At 61.8% G+C, this 21,439-nt stretch carries 20 protein-coding genes, 1 tRNA gene and 1 riboswitch; of the genes, 12 read left to right on the top strand and 9 right to left on the bottom strand.

The window, feature by feature from the left end; all coding sequences use genetic code 11:
• Positions 1 to 40 precede the first annotated feature (40 nt).
• The 5 genes from pstC to phoB all read left to right on the top strand — a co-directional run bounded on the left by pstC (position 41) and on the right by phoB (position 5,258).
• Entirely contained in the window at positions 41 to 1,522 is a 1,482-nt protein-coding gene (gene pstC / locus ACMUVN_RS26935) for a phosphate ABC transporter permease subunit PstC (RefSeq protein WP_097544946.1), read from the top strand.
• Positions 1,519 to 2,838, top strand: a complete 1,320-nt coding sequence (pstA, locus tag ACMUVN_RS26930) for a phosphate ABC transporter permease PstA (protein ID WP_028756988.1) — start codon at positions 1,519 to 1,521, stop codon at positions 2,836 to 2,838. The genes pstC and pstA overlap by 4 nt, the downstream gene beginning before the upstream one ends.
• 15 nt (positions 2,839 to 2,853) lie before the next feature.
• Entirely contained in the window at positions 2,854 to 3,669 is an 816-nt protein-coding gene (pstB, locus tag ACMUVN_RS26925; RefSeq protein ID WP_003556197.1) for a phosphate ABC transporter ATP-binding protein PstB, read from the top strand.
• A gap of 44 nt (positions 3,670 to 3,713) precedes the next feature.
• Positions 3,714 to 4,427, top strand: a complete 714-nt coding sequence (phoU, locus tag ACMUVN_RS26920; RefSeq protein WP_028756987.1) for a phosphate signaling complex protein PhoU — start codon at positions 3,714 to 3,716, stop codon at positions 4,425 to 4,427.
• 147 nt (positions 4,428 to 4,574) lie between these two features.
• The gene (gene phoB, locus ACMUVN_RS26915; protein ID WP_003545181.1) at positions 4,575 to 5,258 is read left to right on the top strand and encodes a phosphate regulon transcriptional regulator PhoB; all 684 of its coding nucleotides are present in this window, start codon (positions 4,575 to 4,577) and stop codon (positions 5,256 to 5,258) included.
• 260 nt (positions 5,259 to 5,518) lie between these two features.
• Here the strand turns inward: phoB and ACMUVN_RS26910 are convergent, their stop codons facing one another.
• Complete coding sequence (locus ACMUVN_RS26910) at positions 5,519 to 6,052, bottom strand: GcrA family cell cycle regulator (protein WP_028756986.1); 534 nt, start codon at positions 6,050 to 6,052, stop codon at positions 5,519 to 5,521.
• Between the two features lie 423 nt (positions 6,053 to 6,475).
• Here ACMUVN_RS26910 and ACMUVN_RS26905 point away from each other — a divergent pair, with 423 nt between their 5' ends.
• From ACMUVN_RS26905 to ACMUVN_RS26895, 3 genes are all read left to right on the top strand, one after another.
• Positions 6,476 to 7,675, top strand: a complete 1,200-nt coding sequence (locus ACMUVN_RS26905; RefSeq protein ID WP_028756985.1) for an aspartate aminotransferase family protein — start codon at positions 6,476 to 6,478, stop codon at positions 7,673 to 7,675.
• Positions 7,676 to 7,715: 40 nt separating this feature from the next.
• Positions 7,716 to 8,630: an ornithine carbamoyltransferase gene (argF, locus tag ACMUVN_RS26900; protein WP_028756221.1), complete on the top strand. Its 915-nt coding sequence runs from the start codon at positions 7,716 to 7,718 to the stop codon at positions 8,628 to 8,630.
• 89 nt (positions 8,631 to 8,719) lie between these two features.
• Positions 8,720 to 9,712 (top strand): Hsp33 family molecular chaperone, encoded by a 993-nt coding sequence (locus ACMUVN_RS26895; RefSeq protein WP_028756222.1) that lies wholly within the window; start codon positions 8,720 to 8,722, stop codon positions 9,710 to 9,712.
• 155 nt (positions 9,713 to 9,867) lie between these two features.
• Here the strand turns inward: ACMUVN_RS26895 and apaG are convergent, their stop codons facing one another.
• Together apaG and ACMUVN_RS26885 are read right to left on the bottom strand one after the other, a co-directional pair.
• Positions 9,868 to 10,260 (bottom strand): Co2+/Mg2+ efflux protein ApaG, encoded by a 393-nt coding sequence (gene apaG / locus ACMUVN_RS26890; protein WP_028756223.1) that lies wholly within the window; start codon positions 10,258 to 10,260, stop codon positions 9,868 to 9,870.
• A 265-nt stretch (positions 10,261 to 10,525) separates the two neighbouring features.
• Positions 10,526 to 11,710: an O-succinylhomoserine sulfhydrylase gene (locus ACMUVN_RS26885; RefSeq protein WP_028756224.1), complete on the bottom strand. Its 1,185-nt coding sequence runs from the start codon at positions 11,708 to 11,710 to the stop codon at positions 10,526 to 10,528.
• 42 nt (positions 11,711 to 11,752) lie between these two features.
• Positions 11,753 to 11,831: riboswitch (SAM riboswitch) on the bottom strand.
• 73 nt (positions 11,832 to 11,904) lie between these two features.
• On the opposite strand from ACMUVN_RS26885, the gene ACMUVN_RS26880 reads away from it, so the two are divergent.
• Positions 11,905 to 12,999, top strand: coding sequence for a 2'-deoxycytidine 5'-triphosphate deaminase (locus tag ACMUVN_RS26880; protein WP_028756225.1), 1,095 nt, complete (start codon positions 11,905 to 11,907; stop codon positions 12,997 to 12,999).
• A gap of 59 nt (positions 13,000 to 13,058) precedes the next feature.
• Positions 13,059 to 13,132: transfer RNA gene (locus ACMUVN_RS26875), tRNA-Gly, on the top strand.
• Between the two features lie 130 nt (positions 13,133 to 13,262).
• Here ACMUVN_RS26875 and ACMUVN_RS26870 read toward each other — a convergent pair.
• The 5 genes from ACMUVN_RS26870 to ACMUVN_RS26850 are packed head-to-tail and all read right to left on the bottom strand — an operon-like array spanning position 13,263 to position 18,684.
• Positions 13,263 to 13,772, bottom strand: coding sequence for a DUF995 domain-containing protein (locus ACMUVN_RS26870; protein ID WP_028756226.1), 510 nt, complete (start codon positions 13,770 to 13,772; stop codon positions 13,263 to 13,265).
• Between the two features lie 17 nt (positions 13,773 to 13,789).
• Positions 13,790 to 14,728, bottom strand: a complete 939-nt coding sequence (locus tag ACMUVN_RS26865; protein ID WP_049810897.1) for a glycoside hydrolase family 26 protein — start codon at positions 14,726 to 14,728, stop codon at positions 13,790 to 13,792.
• Positions 14,729 to 14,747: 19 nt separating this feature from the next.
• On the bottom strand, positions 14,748 to 16,655 hold the full coding sequence (locus ACMUVN_RS26860; protein ID WP_414815690.1) for a glycosyltransferase family 2 protein: 1,908 nt from the start codon (positions 16,653 to 16,655) through the stop codon (positions 14,748 to 14,750).
• The gene (gene galE / locus ACMUVN_RS26855; RefSeq protein ID WP_414815689.1) at positions 16,652 to 17,638 is read right to left on the bottom strand and encodes a UDP-glucose 4-epimerase GalE; all 987 of its coding nucleotides are present in this window, start codon (positions 17,636 to 17,638) and stop codon (positions 16,652 to 16,654) included. Before galE ends, ACMUVN_RS26860 begins: the two co-directional genes overlap by 4 nt.
• Entirely contained in the window at positions 17,638 to 18,684 is a 1,047-nt protein-coding gene (locus tag ACMUVN_RS26850) for a UDP-glucuronic acid decarboxylase family protein (RefSeq protein WP_028756300.1), read from the bottom strand. The genes galE and ACMUVN_RS26850 overlap by 1 nt, the downstream gene beginning before the upstream one ends.
• Positions 18,685 to 19,038: 354 nt before the next feature.
• Between ACMUVN_RS26850 and ACMUVN_RS26845 the strand changes: the two genes are divergently transcribed.
• A complete protein-coding gene (locus tag ACMUVN_RS26845) occupies positions 19,039 to 20,187 on the top strand; it encodes a helix-turn-helix domain-containing protein (RefSeq protein WP_414815732.1) in 1,149 nt (382 codons plus the stop codon).
• 137 nt (positions 20,188 to 20,324) lie between these two features.
• Here ACMUVN_RS26845 and ACMUVN_RS26840 read toward each other — a convergent pair whose 3' ends face one another.
• Complete coding sequence (locus tag ACMUVN_RS26840; RefSeq protein WP_414815688.1) at positions 20,325 to 20,603, bottom strand: hypothetical protein; 279 nt, start codon at positions 20,601 to 20,603, stop codon at positions 20,325 to 20,327.
• Between the two features lie 420 nt (positions 20,604 to 21,023).
• Between ACMUVN_RS26840 and ACMUVN_RS26835 the strand changes: the two genes are divergently transcribed.
• Positions 21,024 to 21,404: a VOC family protein gene (locus tag ACMUVN_RS26835; protein WP_414815687.1), complete on the top strand. Its 381-nt coding sequence runs from the start codon at positions 21,024 to 21,026 to the stop codon at positions 21,402 to 21,404.
• Positions 21,405 to 21,439: the final 35 nt, after the last annotated feature.

Genomic DNA, 21,439 nt, shown 5'->3' with positions numbered 1-21,439 from the left:
GCTGCCGGGCTTTGGGGCCACGGGCTTGGGGACGTAACGAATGAGCACATCCATCATACTTTTGTGCCTTGTGGTGATCGGTGCCGCCGCCTATCTGGTCGCGCGAAGCCGGGCCACGGCGCTTGCCGGAGGCAGATCCTCCGCATTGCATTCACGGCCGGCCTATTACGGCGCCTATGCCGCGATCTGGGCTGTTCTTCCCGCCCTCATCGTCCTCTGCGTCTGGCTCTCCGTCAGCCCCGGCATCATCCAGTCCTCGGTTCGCAGCGCCTTCCCTGCTGACGTCAAGGCTCAGGCCTCGGTCGAGCAGGATCTTGGTTATTCGATGGTGGCGACGGTCGCCCGCGGCCTGACGATGCTGACTTCGGATGAAGCCGCGGCAGTCGCCAACGATCCGGCCGCCCTGCAGGCCAAGCTCCTCGAAAAGGGCGTGCCACTCGCCGGCCAGCCGCAGCCCTACATGGTCGATGCCGCCAAGACGCTGAACGCCAAGAGCATGACGAGCCGCCTCGCCATGACCGCGATCGTCTTCATTCTGGCTGTATCAGGCGCCTTCTATGCGCTGCGTTCCATCGCCCCGCGCTTCCGCGCCCGCAACCGGGTCGAGCGCGTCATGCTCTGGGGCCTGCTGCTGGCCTCCTCGATCGCCATCCTGACGACGATCGGCATCGTGCTTTCGATGCTGTCGGAAGCCGCCCGCTTCTTTGCCGTGGTTCCCGCCGCCGACTTCTTCTTCGGTACCGTCTGGGATCCGCGCTTTGCCGGCGCCGGCAGCTCGTCCTTCGGTCAGTTCGGCCTGATCCCGCTGCTGCTCGGCACGGTTTACATCGGCCTGGTCGCTATGCTGGTCGCCGTGCCGGTCGGCCTCTTTGCCGCCATCTACATGGCCGAATACGCCTCGCCGAAGGTGCGCGGGGTCGCCAAGCCGCTTCTCGAAGTGCTCGCCGGCATTCCGACGATCGTCTACGGCTTCTTCGCGCTCGTCACCGTCGGCCCATTCCTGCGCGATTTCTCCGCCCAGATCAGCGGTCTTCTGTCCGGCAGCTATTCGAATTTCATCCAGGCGCAGAGCGTTCTGACGGCCGGCATCGTCATGGGCATCATGCTGATCCCCTACGTCTCCTCGCTGTCGGACGACATCATCACCGCCGTGCCGCGGGCCCTGCGTGACGGTTCGCTCGGTCTCGGCGCCACCCGCTCCGAAACCATCAAGAAAGTCGTCTTGCCCGCAGCCCTTCCCGGCATCGTCGGCGCATTGCTGATGACCGCCTCACGCGCCATCGGCGAAACCATGATCGTCGTGCTGGCCGCCGGTGTTGCCGCCCGCATCCAGATCAACCCCTTCGAGCCGATGACGACGGTGACCGTCAAGATCGTCAACCAGCTGACCGGTGACCTCGAGTTCACCTCGCCGCAGACCCTGGTTGCCTTTGCCCTTGGCATCACGCTGTTCTGCATCACGCTTTGCCTCAACATCTATGCGCTCTACATCGTGCGCAAATACCGGGAGCAGTACGAATGACGGATATTGTTTCTCCCGCCGGCGTCACCGTTTCCAAGGCGCCACCGCGCCGCGATATCGGCATCAAGCGCCGCTATGCCGCCGAGCGCCGGTTCCAGGCCTATGGCATCGCCGCCATCACCTTCGGTCTCGTCTTCCTCTTCATCCTGCTGTGGACGGTGATCGGCAAGGGCTACACCGCCTTCCAGCAGACGGCGATCACCCTGCCGATCGAATTCTCGGAGAAGACGATCGACCCGAACAACAAGCGTGCGACCGACCCTTCGGTGCTGATCGCCGCCAACTATCCGGTTCTCCTGCGCGACGCGATCGTCAAGCAACTGAACATCAATGCCGCAAGCCGCCCTGATGTGCGCGATGCCTCGGCCATGCTGTCGAAGAGCGCCCCGATCCAGCTGCGCGACATGGTCATGTCAGACCCGTCGATCATCGGCAAGACGGTCAATGTCACGGTGCTTGCCGACGCCAATGTCGACAGCGCCAACAAGGGCCAGATCGATCTTTCGGTCGATGAGAAGAACCGCAAGGTCAACGACAAGCAGGTTGGCTGGATGAACGAGCTGAAGGCGAGCGGCGCTCTTCACAAGCAGTTCAACACCGGCCTCTTCGTCAACGGCAACTCCAGCCGTCCGGAGGCCGCAGGCCTTGGCGTCGCCCTCATCGGCTCGCTCTACCTGATGCTGATCGTGCTGGTGCTGTCGCTGCCGATCGGCGTCGCCGCCTCGATCTATCTCGAGGAGTTTGCGCCGAAGAACAAGCTGACGGACCTGATCGAGGTCAACATCAACAACCTCGCCGCGGTTCCCTCGATCGTCTACGGTCTGCTCGGTCTGTCCGTCTTCATCAACTTCATCGGCCTGCCGCGCTCGGCGTCGCTGGTCGGCGGCCTGGTGCTGACGCTGATGACCCTGCCGACGATCATCATCGCCACGCGTGCCGCTCTTCGCGCCGTGCCGCCGTCGATCCGCGCCGCAGCCCTCGGCCTCGGCGCTTCCAAGATGCAGATGGTGTTCCACCACGTTCTGCCGCTCGCCATGCCCGGCATCCTCACCGGCACGATCATCGGCCTGGCGCATGCGCTCGGCGAAACCGCGCCGCTGCTCCTGATCGGCATGGTCGCCTTCGTCGCCAACGCGCCGACGACGCCGCTCGATCCCTCGACGGCTCTGCCCGTACAGGTCTATATGTGGGCCAACGAGGCCGAACGTGCCTTCGTCGAGCGTACTTCGGGTGCCATCATCGTTCTGCTCCTGTTCCTGATCGTCATGAACATGGGCGCCATCCTCTTGCGTCGTCGCTTCGAGCGCCGCTGGTAAACGGAGTTAAACATCATGAACATGTTGACGGAAGCTGCAGTTGAAAAGGCGCTGGATCACAAGATGAGCAACGTCCCGTATAAGATGATCGGAAAGGATGTCTCGGTTTACTACGGCGAAAAGCGCGCGCTTTTCGATGTGAACCTGAACATCCGCGAAAACACCGTAACCGCCCTGATCGGCCCGTCCGGCTGCGGCAAGTCGACCTTCCTGCGGAGCCTCAACCGCATGAACGACACGATCGACGGCTGCCGCGTCACCGGCAAGATCACGCTCGACACCGACGATATCTATGATCCGGATATCGACGTCGTCGAACTTCGCGCCCGCGTCGGCATGGTCTTCCAGAAGCCGAACCCGTTTCCGAAGACGATCTACGAAAACGTCTCCTACGGCCCGCGCATCCATGGCCTGGCCAAGTCGAAGGCCGATCTCGACCAGATCGTCGAGACCAGCCTGCAGCGCGCCGGCCTCTGGAACGAGGTCAAGGACCGCGTGCATGAATCCGGCACCGGCCTGTCCGGCGGTCAGCAGCAGCGCCTCTGCATTGCCCGTGCCGTCGCCGTCAGCCCTGAGGTCATCCTGATGGACGAGCCCTGCTCGGCGCTCGACCCGATCGCCACCGCCAAGGTCGAGGAACTGATCCACGAGCTGCGCGAGAACTACACGATCGTCATCGTTACCCACTCCATGCAGCAGGCCGCGCGCGTCTCGCAGCGCACCGCCATGTTCCACCTCGGCAATCTCGTCGAGGAGAACGACACCGACAAGATGTTCACCAATCCGGACGATCCGCGCACCCAGGATTACATCATGGGTCGCTTCGGCTGATCCTGGCGTCACCAAGCCTTTCCGTTATTCGAGGATAAAGCCCCATGGCATCGACACATATTTATTCTGCCTATGATGATGATCTGAAGTTCCTGTCCAGGCGGATTTCCGAAATGGGCGGCCTGGCCGAGCAGATGGTCGCCGAAGCCGTGCGGGCGCTGGTCAACGGCGATACCGCGCTGGCGCAGAAGGTCATCTCCGACGATGTGATCCTCGATCACGCCGAACGCGAAATCGGCGACAAGGCGATCGTCACCATCGCCCGCCGTCAGCCGATGGCCGCGGACCTGCGCGAAATCATGGGCTCGATCCGCATCGCCGCCGATCTCGAACGCGTCGGCGACCTCGGCAAGAACACCGCCAAACGCGTCATCGCCGTCCAAAGCACCGGCGTTCCCCGCAAGCTCGCCCGCGGCCTCGAGCATCTCTCCGAACTGGCGCTCGTCCAGCTCAAGGAAGTGCTCGATGTCTACACCAATCGCTCCGCCGACAAGGCGAACGCGATCCGCGAACGCGACAACGAGATCGACGCGATGTACACCTCGCTGTTTCGCGAGCTCCTGACCTACATGATGGAAGATCCGCGCAACATCACCAGCTGCACGCATCTTCTCTTCTGCGCCAAGAACATCGAGCGCATCGGCGACCACGCCACCAACATCGCCGAGACGATCTTTTACATGGCGACAGGTGCGCAGCCGGAAGGCGATCGTCCAAAAGACGACAGCGCCAACACCGTCGGCGCGGTAACCGAATAACCGCCCGGGCCGGACGGCCGGGCTAGAAGCTTGCGTGCGCGCCCATCCGGGGCGCGCAAAGAGGTCGCAGCCAATTCTGAATTTGCGCAGGGTGCATTGCTTGAACCATCCCCGGTTCAAGGATCATGCGCGAGGAGACCGACACGCATGATCCCGAGAGTTGCAGTTGTTGAAGACGAGGAAGCCCTGAGCGTGCTTCTTCGCTACAATCTCGAAGCGGAAGGCTTCGAGGTCGATACCATCCTTCGTGGCGACGAAGCCGAAATGCGGCTTCAGGAGCGCACGCCCGATCTGCTCATCCTCGATTGGATGCTGCCTGGCGTCTCCGGCATCGAACTCTGCCGGCGCCTGCGCATGCGGCCGGAAACCGAGCGCCTGCCGATCATCATGCTGACGGCGCGCGGCGAAGAGAGCGAGCGCGTCCGCGGGCTTTCGACGGGGGCCGACGATTATGTCGTCAAGCCCTTCTCGACCCCCGAGCTCGTTGCCCGCGTCAAGGCGATGCTGCGCCGCGCCCGTCCCGAGGTGCTGTCGACGGTGCTGAAATGCGGCGATATCGAACTCGACCGCGAAACCCACCGGGTCCATCGCAAGACCCGCGAAGTCCGCCTCGGCCCCACCGAATTCCGCCTGCTGGAATTCCTGATGTCGTCGCCGGGCCGGGTCTTCTCCCGCTCGCAGCTTCTCGACGGTGTCTGGGGCCACGATATCTATGTCGACGAACGCACGGTCGACGTCCATGTCGGCCGCCTGCGCAAGGCGCTGAATTTCTCCAACATGCAGGACGTCATCCGCACCGTCCGCGGTGCCGGTTATTCGATGGAAGCCTGAGGGCCTCCATTCTGATTGCTGACAACGTCGCTCGAGCTAGCGTCTGCCCCTCACTCTAACCCTCTCCCCGTAAACCGGGGCGAGGGCACGTGCCCTGCGAGAGGTCAGCGGGGAACGGAGAGGTCGCGGCATATCCCCTTCGCCCCGCAAGCGGGGAGAAGGTGCCGGCAGGCGGATGAGGGGTAGCCATCCGCGCGAACCAATAACTACAAAAAAACGGGCCAGTCGGCCCGTTTCTCTTGTCCGGCGATGTTACCCGCTCAGCTGGCCCGCGCTGCTGCCCGGCGGCGTTCGTTGACCGGCTGGTAGGCAAGCTTCTGGTGATAGCTGCAATAGGGCGAATTGTCGGGGGATTCGCAGCCGCAGAAGTGGAAGTCGTCCTTCAGCGGATCGCCGACCGGCCACTTGCAGGTGCGTTCGGTCAGTTCCGTCAGGCCGAGGCGTCGGGAAATCGGAACGACCACGTTGCCTCTCGGCACGTATTCCATTTCCTCGATCGTTTCGATCTCGATCTCTTCCTTCAGCATCGTCGCGCCCTGCTGGCGGGTAACGGTGCGAGTGGCGACCCGTGAGGCGTAGTTCGGCGCGCGCGGCGCAGAAGTATTGCGTTTCGGCGTTCGGGCGGCATTGGCGGTACCGCCGGCCTTGGCACGGCCGGGGAGGCTCAGCCGATGCACCTTGCCGATGACCGCGTTTCTGCTGACGCCACCAAGTTGTGCCGCGATCTGGCTGGCGCTCAGTCCTTCGGCCCAGAGCTTCTTGAGTTTCTCGACCCGCTCGTCTGTCCAGTTCATGCCCTGTCTCCACCTTTTGCGTTGGTGATGGCAGAATCCCTCACCGTTGTCCCGGAAGGCTCCGAAACAAGAAACGCTTGATCAATTTTGGTGACTAGTTCCGCCGCATGCAGTCTAGTAATTGAACTTTAACCTAGTGTGAGGCTGACTCCGTGACAAGAGTCGCATGAATCCGGATGAATCGAATTTCAAGTTTTCCCCAACTTGCTGCCCCGGCGTGGCATTTCTGCAATAATGCCTGTTGAGGACGGATAATGCTGCTGTACAAGCTTGCTGCATGCGCTAAGGGCGCAGTTTTGTTGACATTGCAGCGCGAAAAGGAAATAGTGCCAGTCGCCGCCGCAAGGCGGCATTTTTGATTTTTCGGGCCTGGTTTTCTTAGCCGGAGTCCGGAGCTTGATAACATCGATGGGAGATCGCGCTATGGCTGAAGCCGCGCCGCTTTATGACACCTATTCTCGTGCCCCGTTGCGGTTCGAGCGAGGCGAGGGCGTGTGGCTGATCACCGAAAGCGGCGAGCGATATCTCGATTTCGGCGCCGGCGTCGCCGTCACTTCGGTCGGCCACAGCAATCCGCATGTGGTCGGTGCGCTGAAGGAGCAGGCCGACAAGGTCTGGCATCTCTCCAACATCTATGAGATCCCCGGTCAGGAGCGTCTGGCCAAACGGCTGACCGACGCCACCTTCGCCGACAAGGTGTTCTTCACCAATTCGGGCGCCGAGGCGCTCGAATGCGCGATCAAGACGGCGCGCCGTTATCAGTATTCCAAGGGTCATCCCGAGCGCTTCCATATCATCACCTTCGAGGGCGCCTTTCACGGCCGGACGCTGGCGACGATCGCCGCCGGCGGCCAGGAGAAATATCTTGAGGGCTTCGGCCCCAAGGCGCCCGGTTTCGATCAGGTGGCTTTCGGCGACATCGAAGCGGTGCGCGCCGCGATCACCGATGCCACGGCCGGAATTCTCATCGAGCCGGTGCAGGGCGAGGGCGGCGTGCGTCCGGCCACCCCCGAATTCATGAAGGCGCTGCGCCAGATCTGCGACGAAAATGGCCTGCTGCTGATCCTCGACGAGGTCCAGACCGGTGTCGGGCGCACCGGCAGGCTCTTCGCCCATGAATGGTCGGGCGTCACCCCCGACATCATGGCGGTCGCCAAGGGCATCGGCGGCGGTTTCCCGCTCGGCGCCTGCCTTGCCACATCAGAGGCTGCCTCCGGCATGAAGGCCGGCACGCACGGCTCGACCTATGGCGGCAATCCGCTCGCCATGGCCGTCGGCAGCGCCGTGCTCGACATCATTCTCGCCGATGGCTTCCTCCAGCAGGTGCGCGACGTCGCGCTTGTCTTCCGCCAGGGCCTCGCTTCGCTGAAGGACCGTTATCCCGATGTGATCGAGGATATCAGGGGCGAGGGGCTGTTGCTCGGCGTCAAGGCCGCCATTCCCTCGGCCGAACTGCTGCAGGCGATCCGCGCCGCCCATCTGCTCGGCGTGCCCGCCGGCGACAATGTCATCCGCCTTCTTCCGCCCCTCGTGGTCACCGCCGAGGAAGCCCGCGAGGGCCTTGCCCGCATCGAGCGCGCGGCCGAGAGCATTCGCGCCTCCAAGGTCAAGAAGACGGCTTGAAGGGATTGCCGCCTGCGGGCGCAGCACAGGTAAGAAGACTATGGCTCCTAAACATTTCCTCGATCTTTCGGCGGTCACGTCAGCCGATCTCAGAACCATCATGAACGATGCGCTCGCCCGCAAGCAGGCCTTCAAGGCCGGCACGGGCGACAAGCCGCTCGCCGGCAAGATGCTGGCGATGATCTTCGAGAAGCCGTCGACGCGCACCCGCGTCTCCTTCGATGTCGGCATGCGCCAGCTCGGCGGCGAAACGCTGTTCCTGTCCGGCACCGAGATGCAGCTCGGCCGCGCCGAGACGATCGGCGACACCGCCAAGGTGCTGTCGCGTTATGTCGATGCGATCATGATCCGCACCACCGAGCATTCCAGGCTGCTGGAGCTTGCCGAGCACGCGACCGTGCCCGTGATCAATGCGCTGACGGATGACACCCATCCCTGCCAGATCATGGCCGATATCATGACCTTCGAAGAGCATCGCGGCCCGATCAAGGGCAAGACCATCGCCTGGACCGGCGATGGCAACAATGTGCTGCATTCGCTGGTCGAAGGGGCGGCGCGCTTCGGCTATCGCATGAACATGGCCGTGCCCCTTGGCTCGGAGCCCAAGGATCACTATCTGAACTGGGCCCGCAATGAGGGCGCCGAGATCATGCTCTGCCATGATGCCGACCGTGCGGTCGCCGGCGTCGATTGCGTGGTGACCGATACCTGGGTCTCCATGAATCAGGAACATCGGGCCCGGGGTCACAATGTCTTCCAGCCTTATCAGGTCAACGCGGCTTTGATGGCGAAGGCCGGCAATGATGCATTGTTCATGCATTGCCTGCCTGCTCATCGCGGTGAGGAAGTGACGGACGAAGTGATCGACGGTCCGCAATCCGTAGTCTTCGATGAGGCGGAAAACCGCCTTCATGCGCAGAAGTCGATTCTTGCTTGGTGCCTGGGCGCGATCTGAACCATAATCTGGTGTCGCGAGTCACACACTCGCGACCGCGCGAGCGAAGGCCACGCTGGGCAGTCGCTTGAAAACTAGGAGTGAAAGCCATGGCAGAAGCTGCAGCCGCCCTCGGCCAGTTTGATTTCGCCGGCGATGACCATGTCGTCCCTTTTCAGGTGGAGGGTCTGGATGTGCGCGGCCGCGCCGTCCAGCTCGGCCCGATGCTCGATGCGATCCTCGAGCGCCATCATTACCCCGCTCCCGTCGCCCGGCTGCTTGCCGAAGTCGTCGTGCTGACGGTGCTGCTCGGAACCTCGCTGAAATTCGACGGCAAGTTCACGGTGCAGACCAAGGGCGATGGCCCGGTCGATCTTCTCGTCGCCGATTTCTCGACGCCGGAAAATGTCCGCGCCTATGCCCGTTTCGATCAGGCGCTGCTCAACAGGGCGATTGAAGCAGGCGAAACCGAGCCGGAGCAATTGCTCGGCAAGGGCGTGCTCGCCTTCACCATCGACCAGGGCAAGTTCGGCCAGCCCTATCAGGGCATCGTCGCGCTCGACGGCACCTCGCTGGAGGAGATCGCCGGCGTCTATTTCCGCCAGTCGGAACAGATCCCGACGCGCGTGCGCCTGGCCGCGGCCGAACTCTTCGATCGTGACGAGGCGGGCAAGCCGCGCCATCGCTGGCGGGCAGGCGGCCTTGTCGCCCAGTTCCTGCCGGAGGCGCCGGAGCGCATGCGCCAGCCGGATCTCCACGGCGGCGACGGCGACACCGGCAACCGCCTGCATGGCGAGGACGATGCCTGGGTCGAAGCCCGTTCGCTGGTCGAGACCATCGACGCCGACGAACTGACGGATCCGCTGGTCGGGACCGAACGGCTGCTGTTCCGCCTGTTCCATGAGCGTGGCGTGCGCGTCTACGAACCGCGCGCCGTCTTCGACCGCTGCAGCTGCTCGCGGGAGAAGATCAAGGGCGTGCTGAAGGGCTTTTCGGCCGAGGAGATCGAAGCCAGCCAGGAAAACGGCGAGATCGCCGTGACCTGCGAATTCTGCTCGACCACCTACCGCTTCGAGCCGGCCGAGCTTCAGCCAGCTGAATAGTAGAGTGTTTGCCAAGGCTGTCCCGCTTGCGCGGATAGCTGCCCCTCACCCTAACCTTACCGGGGTCGAACCACTCGTCTCGACCCCGGTTGGTGCCGGCAGGCGGATGAGGGGCAGGCCTCGGCAATCTCCCAAGGGCGGGACATCGTTACACGTCAGTTAAGCACCCGCAGCAGCCCAGGCGAATCCAGCGAGAAGGCGGGGATCTCGACATCGAACATCTCACCTTCGTCCGTTTCCATCTGGTAATGGCCGAACATCAGCCCTGAGGGGGTGTCGAGCGGGCAGCCGGAGGAATATTCGTAGGTGTCGCCGGGGCTGAGCCGTGGCTGTTCGCCGACGACGCCCGGGCCCGTCACTTCGTCCACCAGTCCGTTCTGGTCGGTGATATTCCAGTAACGGTTGACCAGGCGAACGGCTATGCCGGAATTGTTGCTGATGACAATCCGGTAACCCCAAACATAGCGGTCGTCTTCCGGATCGGATTGCTCCTCCAGATAGAATGGTTCGACCACAACTTCGATCTCTCTTGTGAGGGCGCGATACATGCCTTGCACCTTAGTCAAGATATGTTACCCGTATCTTATAAGAGGCCCTGTCCGTCAAGAAACGGAACGTTGATCGTCACTGAAACTATGATGATCGAAGGGTTTTCGATCGTTAAGCCTAATTGTCAGTGTTAATTCCAGATCGGAACGCCGGCACGACCGTAGTTGTTCCCCCGGCCGAACCGTGGTGAGGTCCGGCGAGCCGAACCCCAGTGAGATCAGGCGAGCCGAACCCCGAGTGAGGTCCGGCTCCCATTGTCGTCGATCAGGCCGAAACCTTGGCAAGCGCCCGCGCGAAATCCTCGATCAGATCGTCGGTATCCTCGATGCCGGCCGAAAGCCGCACCGTGCCCGGAGAAATGCCGAGTTCGGCGCGCGCCTCCTCCGTCAGGTTCTTGTGCGTCGTCGTTGCCGGATGGGTGATCAGGCTCTTGCTGTCGCCGAGATTGTTGGAGATCTTGACGATCTCCAACGCGTTCTGCAGGGCAAAGGCCGCTTCCTTGCCGCCCTTGAGCTCGAAGGCGACCAGCGTCGAGCCGCCGGTCATCTGCTTGGCGATGATATCGGCCTGCGGATGGTCCTTGCGGCCGGGATAGATCACCTTGGCGATCTTGCCCTGCTCGGCGAGGAAATCGGCGATCTTTGCCGCATTCTGCGTCTGCTGGCGCACGCGCAGCGGCAGCGTCTCGATGCCCTTCAGCAGCGTCCAGGCGTTGAACGGCGACATGGCCGGGCCGGTATGGCGGAAATAGTCGTGCAGGTTCTCGTCGATCCATTCCTTGTCGGCAAGCACGACGCCGCCGAGGCAGCGGCCCTGGCCGTCAATATGCTTGGTGGCGGAATAGACGACGATATGGGCGCCGAGTTCCAACGGCTTCTGGAACAGCGGCGTGGCGAAGACATTGTCGACGACGACCTTGGCGCCGATCTGGTTGGCGAGCTTGGCGACGCCTGCGATATCGATCACTTCGAGCGTCGGGTTGGTCGGGCTTTCCAGGAAGAACACCTTGGTCTTCGCAGTGATCGCCTTTTCCCAGTTGGCCAGATCCCGGCCGTCGATCAGCGTGCAGTCGATGCCGTATTTCGGCGCCAGCGTCTCGACCACCCAGCGGCAGGAGCCGAACAGGGCGCGCGCGGCGACGATATGATCGCCTGATTTCAGCTGGCAGAGGATCGCCGCGGTGACGGCCGCCATGCCGGAAGCGGTGGCGCGGGCATCCTCCGCGCCTTCGAGCATGCACATGCGCTTTTCGAACATGTCGTTGGTGGGGCTGCCGTAGCGGGCGTAGATGAAGCCCTCCGTCTCGCCCTTGAAGCGGGCTTCGGCCGCTTCCGAGGTCTCATAGACGAAACCCTGCGTGAGATAGATTGCCTCGGACGTTTCGCCATATTGCGAACGCAGCGTGCCGCCGTGAACGAGTTGGGTTGCGGGGCGCCAGGACTTGCTCATGCCATCACCTTCACATAACAAAAAAACCGGTCGCAAAAGCAGACCGGTTTCAACCCGGTCTTTTTAGCCACTTGTTTAACGTGGCTGCAAGCCGACCGGCCAAATCACCACGGGATAATTCTGCAATACTGCTGTTAGCTGCTTGCGTCAATTCCCCGAGTTTGGTTTTGTCGGCGGCAAATGATGGATGAGGCATGATGGCTCGTGAAACGGGAATTCTGGCGGATCGCGCGATATCAGCGCTGTTCGAAACGGAGCGTCTGATCTCCGAACGGGAGCTGGACCGCGACCAGATCCAGCCGGCAAGTCTCGACCTGCGCTTAGGAAGCAAGGCCTTTCGCGTTCGCGCCAGCTTCATGCCCGGCCCCTCGCATCTGGTGTCGGACAAGCTCGACCGGCTGAGCCTGCATGTGATCGACCTTTCCGAGGGCGCGGTGCTCGAGACCGGCTGCGTCTACATCGTGCCGCTGATGGAGAGCCTGGCGCTGCCGGCCGACATGTCGGCCTCGGCCAACCCGAAGAGCTCGACCGGCAGGCTCGATATCTTCACCCGCGTCATCACCGATTACGCCCAGGAATTCGACAAGATCCCGGCCGGTTATTCCGGCCCGCTCTATCTCGAAATCAGCCCGCGCACCTTCCCGATCGTGGTGCGCCGCGGCTCGCGCCTGTCGCAGATCCGCTTCCGCGTTGGCCATTCCCTGCTCGGCGAGCCGGAACTCTTGAAGCTGCATGAAAGCGAGACGCTGGTCGCCAGCAAGCAGCCGAACGTATCGGGCGGCGGCATCGCGCTGTCGATCGATCTGGCCGGCGACAAGGACGGCCTGATCGGCTATCGCGGCAAACATCACACCGCCGTCGTCGATGTCGACAAGAAAGCCCAGCATGACATCTATGATTTCTGGGAACCGCTTTATAGCCGCGGCCGCAACGAGCTGATCCTTGATCCGGACGAGTTCTATATCCTCGTCTCGCGCGAGGCAGTGCACGTGCCGCCGGATTATGCCGCCGAGATGACCCCCTTCGATCCGCTGGTCGGCGAATTCCGCGTCCATTATGCCGGCTTCTTCGACCCGGGTTTCGGCCATGCGCCTGCCGGCGGGCGCGGCAGCCGCGCCGTGCTCGAAGTGCGCAGCCACGAAGTGCCCTTCATCCTCGAAGACGGCCAGATCGTCGGCCGCCTCGTCTACGAGCACATGCAGGAAAAGCCGGCAAGCCTCTACGGCTCCGGCCTCGGCTCCAACTACCAGGCCCAGGGCCTCAAACTCTCGAAACACTTCCGCATCTGAGGCGTTACACCAGGCGCGACTTGACAGCCGCCCCCATCTGTTGGAAATCTCAGCTCATCGCGGGTGTAGCTCAATGGTAGAGCAGCAGCTTCCCAAGCTGAATACGAGGGTTCGATTCCCTTCACCCGCTCCAGCCACCCTCAGGCCGTTCGCCGCCTTTTGAAGGCGCTTCGCGATCTTTTATGAAAAGGGTTGCGCGCAGGCACCGGCTCCTACAAGGAAACAGATGGCGCCTCGGCCGCGCGCAACCCCTAGCTTCGCCTTTATTTGGTCTTACTGACGCTCGTCTCAATTCTCCCCAATTGAGACCTCACGTAGTCGCCGTGGCGAAGCTTTGCGAATTCGTCGGTGGCTTGTGTCCGTCTGCTCTTGAACACGTACCATTGACCGTCCGGTTCGCGTTTCTGATAGATCAGGCCGCCCTTCTTGCGGTGGCTGAAACAGGTGATTGCCGTCGCCGTTCCGGTCTTGGCGTGCCAGTCGGCGTTGAAGCAGAGTTTGCCCGACTCCGTGACGAACCAGCGGCCCATGCCGAAGGATGGCGAGCCATTTTCCCGCGACCAGGCGGTAAAGCGACGCGCCTTCGCGGAGAAGTAGCCGGCGCCGGCTTTCCACATCCAGGAATTCTGGTTGTAGAGCTGATAGATCTCCGCGCTGCTCATCGGCTTTGCCGTCTCGATCCCCGCAGGCTCATTGTTTGCGGCAGCGGACGCGGCCGTGGCGATACCGCTGGTCAGGGCGACGGCCAGGAACATTTTTTGAAGCATGGACATGTTCAGGTTCCTTCTGTTCAATTGATGCTTTCGCGGACGAGCCGCCAGTCGGGGCGGCCATAACCGTCCGGCCACGGATAGACTTCACGGTCGTTGAAGTAGATGACGGCGCTCAGGGCCGGGAACTGCGGATAGCGTTTCGTTACGCTCTCAGCCCAGTTTCGCACGAAGGAATCGTCGCCTTCGTAGCCGAGTTCGGCAACCATGATGGGCTTGCCGTAACCCGCGACACGGGCGTATCCGGGCGCAAGGTGCTCGGCAAACGTCTGGTCACGGCCAGTCTTGTCCCTGTCGTATTGCTCGAGGCCAAAGACCGAGAGGCCGATGATATCGACGACATCACTGCCGGGATAAAAGGCCTGAAGCCCCTCATTGCCCTTCGGTGACCACATGTATTTGGCCGTCTTCAGGTGGACCTTGCAGACCTCCACCATCCGGCGATAGGCCTTGGCATAATCGGCGCCCTGCCAATGCGACCAGGAGAACTGGCTGTCGGTTTCGTCCATTTCCTGTCCCCAGCGAATGATGACCGGACTTTTCAGCGTGGCAGCGGTCGAGCAGACGGCGGCCATGTTCGCATCGCGCGAACCGTCCAGGATGCTGTGCAGCAGTTCCTGCGAGGTTTGGCGCCAATCGCGTGACCAGGTCCAGGGCTCGACCGAGATCAGCAGGGTGCGACCACGCGCTTGCGCATAGTTGTCGGCGAGGACGAGCGTGCCCAGATCGACATCTTCCCAGGGCAGGAAGAGGTGTTCGATCTTCGAATCGGGCGAGGCGCCCAAATCTCCGTGCGGATCATAGGCGCCGAACGTGATCGACTCCTTCGTGACGACCGGCATTTTGGTCGGCGGCGCGATGGACGATGTCGTCATGGCCAGCGGCTGCCCTTCGGCAGAACCGCCCAGAGCGGTCGGCAGCACCGCGACTCCCGACAGCAACAGGCCGGTTAACGACAACAGGGCTATTTTGGATGGGCTATGCATTGTGTAGTTCCTCCACGCTCGGCCGCACGTCCGGGTGAGCGGCATCGGTTCTCAGTTGGATCTCCTCCGGATCGGAAATCCATCGTGGTTTGAAAAAGATCGTGCGCAGCGCGGTCCCGCCCCGGCCTGCACCGGAGACGGCATAGCGCTCTTCGAACAGCTGAAGGCGGCCGCTGCCCCAGGCGAGTGCCTCGGTCGCATCCTTTCCGCGCATGATGGTGGCAGCTCCCGGCAGCGCGACGAGCGCAACAAGCGCGGTCGCCATCGCCGGACGGTAGAAACGCGGGGCCGCCGCAACCGTATTTTCCTTCGAATGGCGCCCGACGATGACCAACAGCAGCGCGCAGTAGATTGCCGCGTTCAGGACGGTGAAGAAGTAACCCCCCTTGGAGGCGCCGGCATCGTCGATTGCCAGGGCGGGCAATACCGCCATGAGCGCCAGCAAAGCGTAGGGCGCCAGGACACGCACCGGCAGCAGATCGACTTCGGACCGCCCTTTCGGCGTGACGCGGAAATCGACGAAGGAGCCTGTCACAAAATCGTGCACCGCAGCCAGCGTGCCGGCGAGCGCCCAGGGCCAGCGCGCGAAGAGAAAGAGCATGCATTCCCAGCTCAGGATCTTGGCGTCGTAGGGGCGGAACGAGTTGCTGGCGCGCCAGCGGTAAGCCATCACCACCAGAGCGATGGAAAGCGGTGCGAAATGTGCCAGGAAATCGGGGTAGGTCACCGTCACGAAGTTCTGGCCGCGCACGAGCGCGATGATCGGCAGCGCAAACATGAGCAACATAAAGAACGCAAAAAGCGGATACCAGAGTTGCGAAAAGAGGAACTGGAACTGGAGCCGCCGCGGCAGCCGGCCGACCAGGCTCGGCGAGTACCGCAACAGCACCATGACCAGGCTGCGCGACCACTGGAATTCCTGCGTCACGAGATCGCTGAAGGTTCTGGGGCCGTCACCATGGGCGATGGCATCCAGCGCATGCACACCCCGCCAGCCGCCGGCATTCATCATCAATGTCGTCGAATGGTCTTCAGCCAACTCCGGACCGAGGCCGCCGATCTGTTTGAGGGCGACGGTACGCACCGCGTAGTGCGAGCCTATGCACAGGGGCGCCAGGCCGCCATTGTAACCGGCTTGGAGCGAGCCATGCATGCTGGCCTCGGCATAGAGCCTTCCACGTGCCGACCAGCTTTCGGAAGCGTTCTTGTCGCAAATGCTGGGGGCCGAGACATAGCCGACTTTTGGATCGGCGAACGGACGCAGCATGTGGAAGAGATAGTCGGGCGCGGGAACATGATCCGCATCGAGTTGCGCCACGAAATCGTAGCGGCTGTAGCCGTAGTGGTCGTAGAAGAAGGCGAGGTTGCCCTCCTTGCACCGCGTGCGTCGGGGCCACGACGTCCGATGATAATCGGATCGCCCCTTGCGGGTCGAGACGAAGACCCCGTGCCTGGAGCACCAGTCGAGAGTCTCGGGGGAAGGGTCTTCGTCGGCAAGCCAGGTGTCGTGTTCCACCTCCTGGGCAAGCATTGCCAGCAGGGTTTCACTGACGACCGAGAAGGGTTCCGCCGGCGCCTTGGTCACGACCATGGCCACTCGACTGCCCGCCGGCAGGCGCAAGGGGCCGTTCGGTCTTGCCGCCCGATAGAACACGACGATGAAATAGGCCGGCAGAGCGGTCACCCAGGCAAGAACGAGGCTCACCGTAATTGTCCCGAAAGCATCGACGTGATGGCGCGGCTCCAGCCACCAGATCCAGAAATAGGCGAAGGCGCAGAGCCATACGGCCGCCGAGAGCAGATATTCGGCCCGCCGATGTCCGCTCAGAACCGGGACAAGAAGCGGCTCGTGGGAGAGTTCCGGAGCATGCGTCGCTTGGGTAATCGCAAGTTCGGTCACGCGCGCGCCTCCAGTCCGAAGAACGGAGCCGCTGTCCGCACGATGGTTTGGAGGTCGGAATAACGAGGCTGGAAGCGGAGCGTCTCGCGGGCCAGGCTGGCGTCGGCGTAGAGGCTGGGCGGATCGCCCAGCCGGCGCGGATGGATGACGACCGGGACTGCGCATCCGGTCGTTTCCTGGATCACGCGCAGGACTTCCCTGATGGAAAAACCCCGCCCGGTGCCGAGGTTGACAGCGAGGTTTGCTCCGCCTTTGGCGAGATGGGTGAAGGCTTGAACATGGGCGCGCGCGAGATCTGCGACGTGAATATAGTCCCTTATGCAGGTCCCGTCGGGGGTGTCGTAATCATCGCCGAATATCTCAAGATGCGGAATCCGGCCGGCCGCGGCCAGCAGCGCCCGCGGAATGAGATGAGTTTCCGGAACGTGCCATTCGCCAAGATCGCCGTCAGGATCGGCGCCACAGGCATTGAAGTAACGCAGGGCAACGTACCGCAGGCCGTAGGCCGCCGCATAATCGGCGAGCATATGCTCGCCAATCAGCTTGGTCTTGCCGTAGGGATTGATCGGAGCCTTCGGCAACGTCTCATCGATCGGCAGCACCGAGGGGACGCCGTAGACGGCGCAACTCGATGAGAAGATGACGTTCCGAAGCCCGGTCTGCCGGCAGGCATCGATAAGCGACAACGCACCGCCGACATTGTTGTTGTAATATTTCGCTGGGTTTTGCACGGACTCGCCCACGTAGGCCGAGGCGGCAAAGTGGATGACCGCATCGGGAGCATATTTCTCGATGACCTCGATCAGGCATGACGAGTCGAGGACGTCACCTTCGACGAAAGGGCCCCAGCGCACGGAGGAACGGTTTCCGGTCGTGAGATTGTCGTAGACGACAGGCTCAATCCCCTCCGAGCGGAGGAGCTTGGCGGTGTGGCTGCCGATATAGCCGGCACCGCCCGTGACAAGGACCCGGGGCGCATCCATCAGACCGCCTCCAGTTCGCGTGCCGGACGGGTGAGAAGGCCATCGAAATAGTCGATCGTCTGACGCAGGCCGCTCGACAGCTCGATCTTCGGCCGCCAGTCGAGTTCCTGCATGGCAAGCGAAATATCGGGGCGACGTTGACGCGGATCGTCAACCGGCAGAGCGCGATGGATGATTTGCGACCGCGAGCCGGTCAATCCGATCACCTGCTCGGCCAGCTCCCGGATCGTGAATTCGCCCGGATTGCCGAGATTGACAGGCCCCGTCAGCGACGACGGTGAGGCCATCATGCGGACCATGCCGCCGATGAGATCATCGACGAAACAGAACGAGCGGGTCTGCGAACCGTCGCCATAGATCGTGATGTCTTGCCCCGTCAGGGCCTGAACGATGAAATTCGAGACGACGCGGCCGTCGTCCGGACGCATCCGCGGGCCGTAGGTGTTGAAGATGCGGATGATCTTGATCTCGACGCCGTGCGTGTTGTGGAAGTCGAAGAACAGCGTCTCGGCGCACCGCTTGCCCTCGTCATAGCAGGAGCGCGGCCCGAACGAATTGACGTTGCCCCAGTAGCTTTCGACTTGCGGGTGGACGTTCGGGTCGCCGTAGACTTCGGAGGTGGATGCCTGAAGGATGCGTGCGCCGGTGCGCGCGGCCAGCTCCAGAAGGTTGAGGGAGCCCAGCACGCAGGTCTTTGTCGTATGGATCGGATCGGCCTGATAATGCGGCGGCGAAGCCGGGCAGGCAAGGTTATAGATCTCGTCGACTTCCAGATCGAGCGGGTGGACGATATCGTGGGCAATGACGTTGAAGCGATCGACCCCCTTCAGATGGGCGATATTGCGCCGCATGCCGGTGGAAAAGTTGTCGAGGCAGATCACCTGGTGTCCGGCGGCCAAAAGCGTCTCGCACAGATGGGATCCGAGGAAACCTGCACCACCGGTGACAAGAATTCTCTTGAGAGTACCAGATGTTCCGGATGGATACTTTGCATCACGAGCCGCAGTTAGAACAGAGCGCGCACGAATCTTACCAAGATAGTTCACGACCACCTCCCGTGTTTTCAGATTTTGCTATGAAATCTTCGATCTTTACTTCGACATACCGCGACACTAAGTCGTTCGATCATGCGAATATTTTATTCATCCGGCTTTTCTTTTGGAAAGAACCGATGTCTATTTAGATACAGCTAAGGGAGGCAATTGTCGTTATCCTCACGTCCTGGAAATTATCGCTCCGTACATTTCAGAGCGAAAAGGAATATGGTAAACAACTTATGGAGGATACTTTTCGAGCACTTCCGCGTTTTCAGACGTAGTTCTGCGGAGATTTCAGCCGCAAAAACAATTGCTTTTCTCAATTTTCATGGCTCGGGTCGGGTTATGCGCTGGAGGAATTGGATGGCTACAGGGTCTGAATCCGACGATGATGCTGCCGCCGAACAGGAACGGCCGGCGCATATGGAGCGGCGGCGATGGCCGCGTGAACCGGCCATGCGCAAGGAACGCCCACTCCATGCCTCCCCTGCACTCGTGCCGCTGCGATTCTCGACGCAGGACCTGCCGCCGGCAGAACAATTCGAGGCCTGGCGGGCACATATGGCGCCGCTCGTGGATGTTCATCTGCCGGAGGGAAAATCACCGGAAGACGGGTTCCTCGCAGAGCAGATCGGCTGGCATCTCGGCGATATCCTCGTCGTCCAGCAGCGTGCGCATGCCCACAGATATATCCGCGATCAGGCCATGCTTCGATCGAGCCCCATCGACCATTGGAACGTCGGCCTGCAGCGCAGCGGCCAGGCCTGGACCGAGGTCAACCGTCGTGTCACCGAGACCGGTGCCGGCGAGATATTTTTCATGTCTCTCGGCAGTCCCTATCGCGGACGGATGACCGATACCGAAGCTTTGCTCGTGTTCCTGCCGTATGAGCTGCTGGCTCGCGATGCGAGCCTTCTCCAAAGCGCCGGCAACACGGTTCTTTCGGGCAGCCACGCCGAGTTACTCACGGGCTATCTCACGGGCCTCGAAACGAACCTCGGCAATCTGACGATAGAGGAAGTGCCCCGGATCATCCAAACCATCGGCGATATGGTCGTTGCGGGCGCCGCATCGTCCACAAGGACTGATACCGGTCAAAACCAGACCAACATGGGACTGATGGAGCGGGCGCACCGCTACATTCACGTCAATCTCCATTCGGAAAACTTGACACCGGACATGATGTGCCGCGCGTTGGGGATTTCGCGTACGCGGCTTTACCAGCTGTTTGAGGCGAACGGAGGCGTGCTCAATTATATTCGCAAGCGGCGATTGCTGCAGGCCTATGCGGATCTCAGCAATCCGGCCGACCACAGGCCGATTTCAGAAATCGCGGAAGCCGCCGGTTTCGAGGTCGCGGCCAATTTTACGCGCGCCTTCATCCACGAATTCAAGCTGAGCCCGCGTGAAATCCGAAGGACGGTGGCAACTCAACAGCGGCCGGCTCCGGCCATCCGCTCCACGCGGCGTTACGGAAAAACGATCGGTGATTGGCTGGCCCTGACGGGTTGATCCGGCTCGGACTGAAATCCGGACTCGAAGTCCGTCAAGCGGCGGTCGACGCGCTTGCCGAAAACACCGCGGACTTGATCCAGACCCATGGCCTCTAAACCGTCTGGGCGATGTATCTAGACCACGCCGACCAAGGCCTAATCCCCGAAAAAGCGGATCGGCTTATATTGCCGGTGCGCGATGATCAGGCTCCGGTCGGGCTGGATGATGTAGGTTTCCTCCACCTGCTGGCCGTATTGGTCGATGAAATCATGCGGAAAGGCGGAACCAACCGGCGATTTGGTGAGCTTGGTGCGCGGTTGGCCGCTATAGGTAATGCTGCCGGGGATGGGTTCGAGGCCTGGTCCGCTGTAGCTGACGGTGTTGCATCCCGCCAGAGCGAGCGTGCCGATAAGGCCGATGATTGCAGGTTTCATGTCCATCCCTCCCAATGCCGTGAATAGCGTCACTCTACCCCTTGCCGGAGAGAGTTCCCGACACGAATGCCCATGCCGCTCTTCAATCCTTTGGGAAGCACCCCGGGGGGACGTCGTGATCGAGCGGCCGGACGTGACATCCACCTATGGATAATAGGGTGAGAATCCCGTTCCTCCAGACGCGCCGAGCCATCCATTGCCGAAACCGGTGCCGTCTGCTAGATCGGCATCGTCGAAAAAGGCAGGATCGGTTGAGGTAAGCCCGGTCCCTTCCTTTCGAGCGTTAAACGCTCTGGGGAAGCTCTGCTCCGTGCCATGGCACGAGAACCCGCGACGTGATCCGCATCAAGATGCGGGATCCCGGCGGCGTGCGGAGACGGCAAAAAGGCAGTCCCGGGATTTTTTCGAACGGAGACTGTCATGCGCTTGAACCATCTCGATTTCCACGTTCCCGATGTCGCTGCCACGGCGGATTTCTTCATCCGCCATTTCGGTCTGAAGCTTAAGGATATGCGCGGTCAGAACGGCCTCGCGATCCTGGAAGACGATACCGGCCTCGAAATCGTCCTCAGCCACGCAATCGCAAAATTCGGCACCGCCGATCAGGTGGAAATGGGGCGCCAGACCTATCACATCGGCTTCATTCTGCCCGAGAGGGCGGATGTCGATGCGGTCCATGCCGGGCTTGCGGCTGCCGGTGCTGATCTGTCCGGCCCGCCGGCCGCCATGCGCGGCGGCTGGCTGTTTTATTGCACGGCGCCCGGAAACATCCTCGTCGAGATCGGCTGGCGGCCGGCTTAGACGATACCTAAAAGGAAAGGGCGGCCGCAGCCGCC

The organism is Rhizobium sp. IY2 (assembly GCF_047532935.1).
GTDB lineage: Bacteria > Pseudomonadota > Alphaproteobacteria > Rhizobiales > Rhizobiaceae > Rhizobium > Rhizobium anhuiense.
Note: the sequence above shows the minus strand (reverse complement) of the source record. Positions and strands in the feature narration are given on the sequence as shown.